We start from the raw sequence: 12,142 nt of genomic DNA, 5'->3' as shown, positions 1-12,142 counted from the left end.
GGTACGATGAGCGGGACGACCCGTACGGATCAGCCTCGAGGGCCGGCGCCGGATGTCGCCACCACACGGGCCCGGCTCGCCTCGTCGCGCGGCCGCGAGTTCTGGCGGAGCCTCGAGGAGCTGTCGGGCGACCCCGCCTTCCAGGATCTCTTGAAAGACGAGTTCCCGGCCGGCGCCTCGGAGTGGGAGGACGGGCTCGACCGCCGCCGCTTCCTGCAGCTGGCCGCCGCCTCCCTCGCGTTCGCGGGGCTCTCCGCCTGCACGCGCCAGCCGCTGGAATCGATCGTTCCGTACACGAAGCAGCCGGAGGAAATCGTCCCAGGCCGGCCCCGTTTCTTCGCGACGGCAGCGACTCTCGGCGGCTACGCCGCCGGTCTCCTGGTCGAGACCCACGAGGGGCGGCCCACGAAGATCGAAGGGAACCCGGATCATCCGGCGAGTCTCGGAGCGACCGACCTGTTCGCCCAGGCGCTGGTCCTGGGGCTGTACGATCCCGATCGCTCGCAGCTCCTCTTGGAGCTCGGCGAAATCCGTCCCTGGAACGCCTTCGTCCAGAGGATGCAGGCGGCGCTGCGCCCCCAGCAGGCGCTCGGCGGCGCCGGGATCCGAATCCTCACCGGGACCGTCACCTCCCCCACGCTGGGGGACCAGCTCCGCGCCCTGCTCGCCCGCTTCCCCAAGGCGGTCTGGCACCAGTACGAGCCGGCCGGCCGGGACAACGCGCGCCTCGGGGCGCGTCTCGCCTTCGGTGAGTGGGTCGAGACCCGCTACGATTTCTCCAGGGCCGATGTGATCCTGGCGCTCGACGCGGACTTCGCGGTCGAGATGCCCGGCAGCGTGCGCTACGCGCGCGATTTCGCCGATCACCGCCGGGTGCGCCACGGCGAGGCGCGCATGAGCCGGCTGTACGCCGTGGAGAGCACGCCGACGGCAACGGGGACTCTCGCCGACCACCGATTGGCGGTGCGCGCGGCGCAGGTGCCCGGGATCGCCCTGGCCTGCGCCGCGGAGCTGGGCCTGGTCCCGGCCGGTTCGTCCCCTTCTCTTCCCGCCGACTCGAAGCGTTTCGTGACGGCCGCCTGCGCCGACCTGAAGCGGAACGCCGGGCGCGGCCTCGTCGTCGCCGGCGAGACGGCGCCGCCCGCGGCCCACGCGCTGGCGCACGCCCTCAATCACCGCCTCGGCAACGCCGGCGTGACGGTCCTCCACACCGATCCGGTCGAGGTCGAGCCGGTCGATCAGACGGCGTCGATCAGCAGACTCGTCGAGGACATGCGGGCCGGCCGCGTCGACCTCCTGGCGATCGTCGGCGGCAACCCGGTGTTCGACGCGCCGGCCGACCTCGGGTTCACCGACGCTCTCCTCAAGGTGCCGCTGCGCGTCCACCTCGGCCTGGAGGAGGACGAGACCTCGGAATACTGCCACTGGCACATCCCCCAGGCTCATCCGCTCGAGACCTGGAGCGACGCGCGGGCCCACGACGGCACGGTCACCGTGATGCAGCCGCTCATCGAGCCCCTGTACGGCGGCCGATCGGCGCACGAGCTTCTCTCGGCCTTTCTGGACGACCCGCCCCGGCACGGACGGGAGGTGCTGCGCGATCGCTGGCGCAAGAGGGCGCCGTCGGCGGACTTCGAGGCGTTCTGGCGCAAGGCGCTGCACGACGGAATCGTCCCCGGAACGGCCCTTCCGCCGAGGAACGTCGCGCTGCGGGCGGGGGCGATCGAGGAGGCCTGGGAGCAGACCAATAATTCGATCATGCTCGCGGCGACGTCCGGCATCGCCGCTGGCGGCGGACTGGGCGAGGCGAGAGATCGGATCCTCGAGGTGATCTTCCGCCCCGATCCGACGATCCATGACGGTCGGTTCGCCAACAACGGCTGGCTTCAAGAGACACCGAAGCCTCTGTCGAAGATGACCTGGGACAACGCCGCCTACCTGGCGCCCGCGGCCGCCGAGCGCCTCGGGATCGCCAGCGGCGACATCGTCGAGATCGAAGTCGAGGGGAGGACGGTCGAGGCCCCCGCCTGGGTGCAGCCCGGCCACCCGGACGGCGCGCTCACGGTGCACTTCGGTTACGGACGCACGAAGTGCGGCCGCGTAGGGACAGGGACCGGCTTCAACGCCTATGTCCTGAGGACTGCGCGGGGGATGTGGTCGCATCCGGCCGCGTCGATCCGCAGCACGGGGAAGCGCCAGGCGCTGGCGTGCACCCAGGAGCACTTCAGCATGGAAGGACGCGATCTCGTCCGCGTCGGAACGCTCGCGGAGTACAGGTCCGACCCCGGGTTCGCCCGTAAGAAAGAGGAGCCGCCGCCGAAGGACGCGACCCTCTACCCGGGGTTCAACTACGAAGGGCACGCCTGGGGTGTGGCGATCGATCTGTCCTCGTGCACCGGCTGCAACGCCTGCGTGGTGGCCTGCGTGGCCGAGAACAACATCCCGGTCGTCGGCAAGGACCAGGTGCGTCGCGGGCGCGAGATGCAGTGGCTCCGCATCGACCGCTACTACGAAGGGGGCCCCGACGACCCGGACGCGCACCACCAGCCGGTCATGTGCATGCAGTGCGAGCAGGCGCCGTGCGAGGTGGTCTGCCCGGTCGGCGCCACCAGCCACAGCAGCGAGGGGCTCAACGACATGGTCTACAACCGCTGCGTCGGGACGCGCTACTGCTCCAACAACTGTCCGTACAAGGTCCGCCGCTTCAACTTCCTGCAGTACAGCGACGAAAAGACGCCGGTCCTGAAGCTGGGACGGAACCCGGATGTCACGGTGCGATCGCGCGGCGTCATGGAGAAGTGCACCTACTGCGTGCAGCGGATCAACTCGGCGCGCATCACCGCCGAGAAGGAGGACCGGCCGATCAAGGACGGCGAGATCACCACCGCCTGCCAGCAGGCCTGTCCGACGCAGGCGATCGTGTTCGGCGACGTCAACGACCCCTCGTCGCGCGTCAGCCGTCTGAAGGCCGAGCCGGCGAACTACGGCCTCCTGGAGCATCTCAACACGCGCCCGCGCACCACCTACCTGGCGAAGATCGTCAACACCAACCCCGATCTCGAGAAGGGGAAGGGATGAAGGACCGGCCGCCGATCATCGCTCCGGGGTACACCTCCGCCTCGGTGACCGACAAGATCAGCGCGGTCGTTCTGCGCGGCACGCCGCGCTGGTGGTTCGCCGCGTTCGGGGCCGCCTTCCTGCTGGTGATGCTCCTCCTTTTCACTCTCGGCCACCTGTTCCTCCGCGGCATCGGGATCTACGGCGTCAACATCCCGGTCGGCTGGGGCTGGGACATCACCAACTTCGTCTGGTGGATCGGGATCGGCCACGCCGGGACGCTGATCTCCGCCATTCTTCTCCTGCTGCGGCAGGACTGGCGGAACTCGATCAATCGGTTCGCGGAGGCGATGACGTTGTTCGCCGTGGCCTGCGCCGGCATCTACCCGGTGGCGCACCTCGGCCGGCCCTGGGTCCTCTACTGGCTTCTCCCGTACCCGAGCACCATGGGAGTCTGGCCGCAGTTCCGGAGCCCGCTGGTGTGGGACGTCTTCGCGGTGTCGACCTACGCGACCATCTCGCTTCTCTTCTGGTTCGTCGGTTTGATCCCCGACCTCGCCACGCTGCGCGATCGGTCCAGGCACCGTTTCGCGCGAATCGTCTACGGGATCCTGGCGATGGGCTGGCGCGGCTCGGCGCGGCACTGGCACAACTACGAGTCGGCCTACCTGATGCTGGCCGGCCTGGCGACGCCTCTGGTCGTGTCGGTGCACAGCGTAGTCAGCTTCGACTTCGCGGTCGGGGTCGTCCCCGGCTGGCATTCGACCATCTTCCCGCCGTACTTCGTCGCCGGGGCGATCTTCTCCGGCTTCGCGATGGTCCTGACGCTCGCCATCCCGCTGCGGGCGCTGTTCGGCCTCGAGGACTTCATCACCGACAGGCATCTTCAAAACATGGCCAAGGTGATGCTCGCCACCGGTCTCATCGTGACCTATGGCTACCTGATCGAGATCTTCATGGCCTGGTACGGCGACAACCGCTACGACATGTACATGTCGGTGAACCGGATGCTCGGCCCGTACGCCTTCCAGTTCTGGTCTCTCATCGCCTGCAACGTCATCGCTCCGCAGGTGCTGTGGATCAAGAGGGTGCGCCGCTCGCCCGCGTTCCTGTTCGTCATCGCGATCGTGGTGAACATCGGCATGTGGCTGGAGCGCTACGTCATCATCGTCACGAGCCTGCACCGGGACTTCCTGCCGTCGTCCTGGGGCATGTACTCCGGGACGATCTGGGACTATTCGACCTTTCTCGGGACGATCGGCCTGTTCCTGGCGCTCATGTTCCTGTTCATCCGCTTCCTGCCGATGATCTCGATCTTCGAGATGCGCGCCATCCTGCCGGAGGCGCGGGCCGAGGAGGTGAAGGAATGACCCGAAGGCAGCCGCAGCGCCTGTACGGCATGATGGCCGAGTTCGCGACGCCCGGCGACCTGGTCGCGGCCGCCGAGGCCGCGCGCTCGGCCGGCTACCGGAGGATGGACGCCTTCACCCCCTTTCCGATCGAGAGGCTGTCGGAGGCGCTCGGCCACCGGCCGTCGCGCGTCCCGATGCTCGTCCTCATCGGAGGGATCATCGGGGCCCTGGCCGGGTACGGGCTGCAATACTGGATCTCGGCCGTCACGTATCCGCTCAACGTCGGCGGCCGTCCGTACAATTCCTGGCCGGCGTTCATCCCGGTGACCTTCGAGGTGACCATCCTGATCGCGGGGATCTTCACCGTCTTCGGCATGCTCGCCCTGAACGGCCTGCCGACGCCGTACCATCCGGTGTTCAACGTCGCGCGCTTCGCGCTGGCGAGCCGGGACCGCTACTTCCTGTGCATCGAGTCGAAGGATCCGAAGTTCGACGAGGCGGCGACGCGGGCCTTTCTCGCCGATCTCCGTCCGAGCGGAGTGTTCGATGTCGAGCCCTGAGGCGGGGGCCGGCCGCGCGCGCCGGGCCGGGGCCGTCCTGGCTCTGTGCGTTGCCGTGGCCGCCTGCCGCCAGGACATGTTCAACCAGCCGAAGGTGAAGCCGCTGGCGGAGAGCGACTTCTTCGAGGACGGGTCGGGGGCGCGACCTCCCGTGGAAGGAACGGTGGCGCGCGGCGAGCTGCGGGCCGACCGGGTCTTCCATACCGCCATCGGCCCGGACGGAAAGTTCGTGGCGACGCTCCCCGTGCCGCTGACGCGGGCGCTGCTTTTGCGCGGTCAGGAGCGCTTCAACATCTTCTGCTCCCCCTGCCACGGACGGGTCGGCGACGGCCGCGGGATGATCGTCCAGCGCGGCTTCAAGCAGCCCCCCTCGTACCACATCGACCGTCTGCGGGAGCAGCCGATCGGCTATTTCTTCGACGTGATCACGAACGGCTTCGGCCAGATGTCGGGCTACGCAGCCCAGGTTCCGCCCGCCGACCGCTGGGCGATCGCCGCCTATATCCGGGCGCTGCAGCTGTCGCAGCACGCGCCGGTCCAGCAGGTTCCCGCGCGCGATCGGGCGGAGATCGAGAGGGTGCGTCCGTGAGCGGGACCGCCGCGGTGCCGCTCGCCCCCTCCGCCTACGCGCCCCCCGCGGGGCTTCTGTCGATCCGGCGCGTCTCCCTTCTGATCGGCGCCGCCGGGGCGGCCGCCAGCCTGGCCGGCGCGCGCTTCGACCCGTCGCAGTTCTTCCGCTCGTATCTCGTCGCCTTCCTGTACTGGCTGTCGATCGCCCTCGGCTGCTCCGCCATCGGCATGCTGCACCACCTGACGCGCGGCGCCTGGGGCCTGATGATCAGGCGCGTGCTCGAGGCGGCCGCCGGGACGCTGCCTCTCGTCGCCCTGTTCTTCGTGCCGCTGCTCTTCGGTCTCGGCGACCTGTATCGCTGGGCGCGCCCGGACGAGGTCCGGGGGAATGCCCTCCTCGAGCACCAGGCGATCTTCCTGAACGTGCCGTTCTTCGTCGCGCGCGCCGCGATCTACTTCGCGATCTGGTGCGGCTTCGCCTTGATCCTCGGCCGGCTGTCGGCGCGCCAGGACGCGACCGGCGACGCTGGCCTGCAGCGCCGCATGCAGATGATCGCGGCGCCCGGGCTCGCCCTGTACTGCCTGACCGCCACGTTCGCGTCGATCGACTGGCTGATGTCGCTCGACTCGCGGTGGTCCTCGACGATCTACGGCGTCTACTTCGTCGGCGGGCAGGCGATCGCCGGTCTGTCGTTCGCCATCCTGGTCGCCCTCTACCTGCGCGAGCGGGGCGGGATGTCCCAGGCGCTCCGGCCGATCCATTTCCACGACTACGGCAAGCTCCTGCTGACGTTCGTGGTCCTGTGGGCCTACTTCGCCGTCTCGCAGCTCATCATCATCTGGTCGGGCAACCTGGCCGAGGAGATCACCTGGTACCGCGGCCGTCTCCTGGGCGGCTGGAGCGGCGTGTCGCTCCTGCTCGTCCTCCTGCACTTCGCCCTGCCGTTCGTCCTGCTCCTGTCGCGCGAGGGGAAGCGCAACTCCGCGCGCCTGGGGGTGGTGGCGGTCCTGCTTCTCCTGATGCGCTGGGTCGATCTCCACTGGCTGGCTGCGCCGGCGTTCTCGCCGGAGCGGCCCGCGTTCCACTGGCTCGACGCGGCGACGATGACCGCGCTGGGGGGCTTCTGGATCGCCGCGTTCGCGCGCCTCCTGGCGCGCCGGCCCCTCCTGCCGGTGCGCGATCCGTCCCTGCCGGAGGCGCTGGCGCATGACTGAGCCGAGGGGCAGGAAGGAGGCGGTGCCGCAGGCGGACGCCGGGTTCGACCGCGAGCTCGACGTGCGGAGTGTCGGGCTCTTCGGGGTCGGCCTGGCTCTCGTCATGATCGTGCTTCTCGCGGCGCTGTGGATCCTCCTGGCGCACTGGAAGACGCGGCAGACCGCCCGCGACCCGCGGCCGTCCCCCCTGGCCGAGGCGAACGCGCCGAGGCCGCCGCCCGAGCCGAGACTGCAGGCGGCTCCGGTGAAGGACATGGACGAGCTGCGGGCGCGCGAGACCTCGACACTGACCTCCTACGGCTGGGTCGACCGGCAGGCAGGCGTGGCGCGGATCCCGATCGACCGGGCCATCGATCTTCTGCTTGCGAGCGGGCTGCCCGCGCCGCGCCCCGAGCCGACCCCCGCGCCGCAGCTGAAGAAGACACGGCGCGCCCGCGGTGCCTCGTGATCCGCCGGAAAGGATTGCCGCTGCTCGTCCTTCTCGCCGCGATCTCCGCCGCGGCCGCTGAGCCCGGGGTGCCCGGCGGTGGGGAGTCGCCGGCCGACGCGCCGCTGCCGGTGGCGCTCCAGGTCGGGTTCGACCAGAGGCTCGGCGGGCAGGTGCCGCTCGATCTCCAGCTCCGGGACGAGGAGGGGAGGACGGTCCGGCTCGGCGACCTCTTCGGCGGGCGGCCGGTGATCCTGTCGCTTGCCTACTATGACTGCCCGATGCTGTGCGGCATGTCGCTGCAGGGGATCGCCTCGAGCCTGAAGACGCTGTCGTTCGACGCCGGCAGGGAGTTCGAGGTCGTCACCGTCAGCTTCAACCCGAAGGAAACGGCGGCGCAGGCCAGGGTCAAGAAGATTCAGATGCTCGATCTTTACGGCAGGGCGGGTGCGGCGTCCGGCTGGCGCTTCCTCACCGGAGACGCGGAGCCGATCAGGAGACTCACCAAAGCCGTCGGCTTCCGCTATGCCTGGGACGAAGAGCAGAAGCAGTACGCGCACCCGACCGGCATCGTCCTTCTCACGCCGACCGGCCGGATCGCGCGCTATTTCTTCGGCGTCGAGTTCGCGCCGAAGGACCTGCGTCTCGGCCTCATCGAGGCGGCGGACAACCGGATCGGCACGCTCGCCGATCGGCTGCTCCTGCTGTGCTACCGCTACGACCCGAAGACCGGGCGGTACAGCGGACTCGCGATCAACCTGGTCCGGACGGGTGGGATCGTCACGCTCCTGGTCCTCGGCGCCTGCATCGCCGTGGCGGTGCGCCGCGAGAAGGCGCGCGCTCCGGGGCCGCACGCGCGCGGAAGGAAGGGCGCCTGATGTTCGAGAACGCCCCGCTCTTCCCGGAACGGGCCTCGGCCATCGCCAGGCAGGTGGACCACCTGTTTCTGTTCGCGCTGGGGGGCGCCGCCTTCTTTTCGATCCTGATCGCGGTCCTCATCTTCTACCTGGGGATAAGGTACCGCCGGCGCTCGCCGTCCGAGGTCGGCAGGCCGCCGGCGGAGCACTCCCGGTCAACGACGATCCTGGAGGCGACCTGGTCGCTGGTGCCGCTCGGGCTCCTGACGATCCTGTTCGTCTGGGGTGCGCGTCTCTACTTCGTCATCGCGCGGCCGCCCGCCAACGCCTCGGAACTTCAGGTTATCGGGAAGCAGTGGATGTGGAAGATCCAGCACCCGGAAGGGAACCGCGAGATCAACGAGCTGCACGTCCCGGTGGGCCGGCCGATCCGGCTGACCCTGACCTCCGAGGACGTCATCCATTCGTTCTTCCTTCCGGAGTTCAGGATCAAGACGGACGTCCTGCCCGGACGTTATTCGTCGCTCTGGTTCGAGGCCGACCGGATCGGGACCTACCACCTGTTCTGCGCCCAGTACTGCGGCGCCGAGCACTCCCGAATGACCGGCAGGGTCGTGGTCATGGAGCCGCACGACTACCAGTCGTGGCTGGCGGGAGAGAGGCGCGGCCGGCCGCCCGCCGAGTCCGGCGCGGCGCTGTTCGTGTCCAAGGCCTGCGTCACCTGCCACCGCCCCGACACGGCGGCGCGCGCCCCGGTCCTCACCGGGCTATTCGGCAGGAAGGTCGCCCTGCAGGACGGGCGGAGCATCGTCGCCGACGAGGGGTACATCCGCGAGTCGATCCTCAACCCCCAGGCCAAGATCGTGGCCGGATACCAGCCGATCATGCCGACCTTCCAGGGACAGGTCGGCGAGGAGGAGCTCCTGCAGCTCATCGACTACGTCAAGACGCTCAAACCGCACGGAGGCTCGTGATGGCCGTGCGACCGGCCGAGACCGGCCCCCCGCCGAAGGACCATTACCTGAACTCCGGCTACGGCATCAAGTCGTGGCTGCTGACGACCGATCACAAGAGGATCGCGATCCTCTACCTGATCTCCATCACCTTCTTCTTCGCCATCGGCGGACTGATGGCGGTCCTGATCCGGATGGAGCTGGCGACCCCCGAGGGGGACCTGTTCCAGTCGGACACCTACAACCGTCTGTTCACCATGCACGGCATCATGATGATCTTCTTCTTCCTGATTCCGTCGATCCCCGCCGTCCTCGGAAACTTCCTCGTGCCGATCATGGTCGGCGCCCGCGACCTGGCCTTCCCGCGTCTCAATCTGATGTCGTGGTACATCTTCAACCTCGGCGGCCTGTTCACCATCTGGGCGCTCCTGCACGGCGGGGTCGACACCGGCTGGACCTTCTACACGCCGTACAGCACGCGCTACGCCAACACGCACGTCATCGCCACCGGGCTCGGCATCTTCATCGCCGGATTCTCGTCGATCCTCACCGGGCTGAACTTCGTGGTGACGATCCACCGCATGCGGGCGCCGGGGCTGACCTGGTTCCGCCTGCCGCTGTTCATCTGGGCGATGTACGCCACGAGTCTCATCATCATCCTGGGGACGCCGGTCCTGGCTGTCACGCTCCTGCTGCTCGTGGCCGAGAGGCTGTTCCGGATCGGCATCTTCGACGCGTCCCTGGGGGGCGACCCGCTGCTGTTCCAGCATCTGTTCTGGTTCTACTCGCACCCCGCCGTGTACATCATGATCCTGCCGGCCATGGGCGTCGTGAGCGAGATCGTCCCGGCGTTCGCCCGCAAGAAGATCTTCGGCTACCGCTTCATCGCCTACTCCAGCCTCGGGCTCGCGGTGCTGAGCTTCCTGGTGTGGGCGCATCACATGTTCGTCGCCGGCATGTCGATCTACGCGGCGGCGGTCTTCTCGGCCCTGTCGATGCTGGTCGCCGTGCCGTCGGCGGTGAAGGTGTTCAACTGGACCGCGACCCTGTACCAGGGGTCGGTATCGTGGGAGACGCCGATGCTGTATGCCCTCGGCTTCATCGGCCTGTTCACCATGGGAGGCTTGACCGGCGTCATGCTGGCGAGTCTCGGCATCGACGTGCACGTGCACGACACCTATTTCATCATCGCGCACTTCCACTACATCATGGTCGGCGGCGCCATCATGGGATATCTCGGGGGGCTGCACTACTGGTGGCCGAAGATCACCGGGAAGCTGTACCCGCGGTTCTGGTCGCGCATCTCGGCGATGGTGATCTTCATCGGCTTCAACGTGACGTTCTTCCCGCAGTTTATCCTCGGCTACCTCGGCATGCCGCGCCGCTACCACGTCTACCCGCCCGAGTTCCAGGTTCTGAACGTGATGTCGTCCGCGGGCGCCACCATCCTGGGGGTCGGCTATCTCATCCCGCTCATCTATTTCATCTGGTCGATGCGCTACGGCCCGCACGCGTCGGAGAACCCGTGGGGCGTCGTCGGCCTCGAGTGGGAGACGACTTCGCCCCCGCCGACCGACAACTTCGAGGAGACCCCCGTGGTCACGACCGGTCCGTACGAGTACCCGCAGGCGGGGGAGGTGGCCGGTGTCCTCTGAAGCCGCCGCGGCCGCCGCGGCGCGCCACGCGACCACGGCCCCGGCGCACCAGTTCGATTCGACGGCCCAGCAGCGCGAGACCGCCTCGCTCGGGATGTGGGTCTTCCTCGTGACCGAGATGATGTTCTTCGGCGGTCTGTTCCTGGCGTACGTGGTGTACCGCGCCGCCTACCCGCGCGCCTTCGTCCTCGGCAGCCACGAGCTCGACATCGTCCTCGGAACGACCAACACCGCCGTGCTGATCGCCAGCAGCCTCACCATGGCGCTGGCGGTGCGCTCGGCGCAGCTCGGCCGGAGCCGCGGCCTCGTGACGTTCCTGGTCCTGACGATGATCCTGGGGAGCGTCTTCCTGGGAATCAAGGCCTACGAATACCACCACAAGTACGTCGAGGGATTCGTGCCGGGGCCTGACTTCCATTATCCCGGCGCGGAGGAGCCGCACGTCCGGATCTTCTTCTGCCTCTACTTCGGCCTGACCGGCCTGCACGCCCTGCACATGATCATCGGGCTCGGTGTCCTCGCCGTGATGCTCGTCATGGGGGCGCGCGGCCGCTTCGGACCAGGCTATTACAATCCGATCGAGTGCTCGGGCCTTTACTGGCACTTCGTGGATATCGTCTGGATCTTCCTCTTCCCGCTCTTGTATCTCGTCGGGAGGCATACGTGAAGATCGCGCCCGGCGAAGCACACGTCGTCCCGGTCGGAGTCTATCTTGCCGTGTTCGTGGCCCTCATGCTGCTGACCGCCGTAACGACCGCCGCGGCCTTCCACGACCTCGGGCCGCTCAACAACGTCGTCGCGCTCGGCATCGCCACGCTGAAGGCAACCCTCGTCGTCCTGTTCTTCATGCACGTGCGCTACGGCACGCGCCTGACACCGCTCGTGATCACCGCCGGCCTGTTCTGGCTGGTCATCCTCATCGCCCTGAGCCTGACCGACTACCTCACGCGCGGCTGGCTGGGCGTCCCGGGGCGGTAATCACGAAGGCAGGACGAACGGAATCTGCGCCGCGGCGGCGGGGGTGAAGCGCAACAGGCAGCGGAAGGCGGCCGCGTGGGCCTGCGGCTCCGGAGTGTCGGCAATCAACAGCGCAGCGATGAGGTCTCGCCAGCGCAGAAGCTCACGCCGACGCGTTTCTTGCTTCTGGACCTGCACCGTCAAGTCGACCAGCGCGAGTACCCGCTCATAGCACGTGAGCAGGCGGTCTCGATCAGAAAGGCCCTGGAGTTTGGAGGCCCGGTTCATCTCGTTCGCGATCATCAGCACCTGCTGGTCGAACGAGAAGCTGGCCCACCGCTGAGGCGACAGCGCCGCATGCTGGCTCTTCATCATGTCGACTTCCCGCCCTGCCCCGGAAAGCAGTTCGCGCCCCAGAGATCCGCCTGGGCGCTGCCCTGTTCCAGAAGCAGCTGCTCCGCGTCGGCGTGAAGCTCGCCGCCGACGGAACCGGGCAGTTCGTGGCTCATGGGGGTTCTTTATAACCGCCCTGCCCTGAT

General features: G+C 68.2%; 13 protein-coding genes. 11 read left to right on the top strand and 2 right to left on the bottom strand.

The features are described from left to right. The first annotated feature begins 6 nt into the window (after positions 1-6). From VEW47_09885 to VEW47_09835, 11 genes are read left to right on the top strand one after another with little or no spacing between them, the layout of a single operon-like run. Positions 7-3,078, top strand: coding sequence for a TAT-variant-translocated molybdopterin oxidoreductase (locus tag VEW47_09885; GenBank protein ID HYS05489.1), 3,072 nt, complete (start codon positions 7-9; stop codon positions 3,076-3,078). After that, entirely contained in the window at positions 3,075-4,427 is a 1,353-nt protein-coding gene (gene nrfD / locus VEW47_09880) for an NrfD/PsrC family molybdoenzyme membrane anchor subunit (protein HYS05488.1), read from the top strand. Before VEW47_09885 ends, nrfD begins: the two co-directional genes overlap by 4 nt. Beyond that, positions 4,424-4,969, top strand: a complete 546-nt coding sequence (locus tag VEW47_09875; protein ID HYS05487.1) for a DUF3341 domain-containing protein — start codon at positions 4,424-4,426, stop codon at positions 4,967-4,969. Before nrfD ends, VEW47_09875 begins: the two co-directional genes overlap by 4 nt. Further along, complete coding sequence (locus tag VEW47_09870) at positions 4,956-5,558, top strand: cytochrome c (protein ID HYS05486.1); 603 nt, start codon at positions 4,956-4,958, stop codon at positions 5,556-5,558. Before VEW47_09875 ends, VEW47_09870 begins: the two co-directional genes overlap by 14 nt. Beyond that, positions 5,555-6,754, top strand: coding sequence for a hypothetical protein (locus tag VEW47_09865; protein HYS05485.1), 1,200 nt, complete (start codon positions 5,555-5,557; stop codon positions 6,752-6,754). Before VEW47_09870 ends, VEW47_09865 begins: the two co-directional genes overlap by 4 nt. Then, on the top strand, positions 6,747-7,202 hold the full coding sequence (locus VEW47_09860; GenBank protein ID HYS05484.1) for a hypothetical protein: 456 nt from the start codon (positions 6,747-6,749) through the stop codon (positions 7,200-7,202). The genes VEW47_09865 and VEW47_09860 overlap by 8 nt, the downstream gene beginning before the upstream one ends. Further along, a complete protein-coding gene (locus VEW47_09855; GenBank protein HYS05483.1) occupies positions 7,199-8,059 on the top strand; it encodes an SCO family protein in 861 nt (286 codons plus the stop codon). Before VEW47_09860 ends, VEW47_09855 begins: the two co-directional genes overlap by 4 nt. Beyond that, a complete protein-coding gene (coxB, locus tag VEW47_09850; protein ID HYS05482.1) occupies positions 8,059-9,012 on the top strand; it encodes a cytochrome c oxidase subunit II in 954 nt (317 codons plus the stop codon). The genes VEW47_09855 and coxB overlap by 1 nt, the downstream gene beginning before the upstream one ends. Then, positions 9,012-10,646 carry a cytochrome c oxidase subunit I gene (gene ctaD / locus VEW47_09845; GenBank protein ID HYS05481.1) on the top strand — a complete coding sequence of 545 codons (1,635 nt, stop codon included), beginning with the start codon at positions 9,012-9,014 and terminating at the stop codon, positions 10,644-10,646. The genes coxB and ctaD overlap by 1 nt, the downstream gene beginning before the upstream one ends. After that, positions 10,636-11,313, top strand: a complete 678-nt coding sequence (locus VEW47_09840) for a cytochrome c oxidase subunit 3 family protein (protein HYS05480.1) — start codon at positions 10,636-10,638, stop codon at positions 11,311-11,313. The genes ctaD and VEW47_09840 overlap by 11 nt, the downstream gene beginning before the upstream one ends. Further along, entirely contained in the window at positions 11,310-11,624 is a 315-nt protein-coding gene (locus tag VEW47_09835) for a cytochrome C oxidase subunit IV family protein (GenBank protein ID HYS05479.1), read from the top strand. Before VEW47_09840 ends, VEW47_09835 begins: the two co-directional genes overlap by 4 nt. Here the strand turns inward: VEW47_09835 and VEW47_09830 are convergent, their stop codons facing one another. Both VEW47_09830 and VEW47_09825 read right to left on the bottom strand, forming a co-directional pair. Then, positions 11,625-11,978 carry a hypothetical protein gene (locus VEW47_09830; protein HYS05478.1) on the bottom strand — a complete coding sequence of 118 codons (354 nt, stop codon included), beginning with the start codon at positions 11,976-11,978 and terminating at the stop codon, positions 11,625-11,627. After that, complete coding sequence (locus VEW47_09825) at positions 11,975-12,112, bottom strand: DUF5674 family protein (protein ID HYS05477.1); 138 nt, start codon at positions 12,110-12,112, stop codon at positions 11,975-11,977. Before VEW47_09825 ends, VEW47_09830 begins: the two co-directional genes overlap by 4 nt. Positions 12,113-12,142 lie beyond the last annotated feature (30 nt).

The organism is Candidatus Dormiibacterota bacterium (assembly GCA_035635555.1).
Lineage (GTDB): Bacteria > Acidobacteriota > Polarisedimenticolia > Gp22-AA2 > Gp22-AA2 > Gp22-AA3.
The sequence above is the reverse complement of the archived record's forward strand: the minus strand, read 5'-3'. Positions and strand labels throughout refer to the sequence as shown.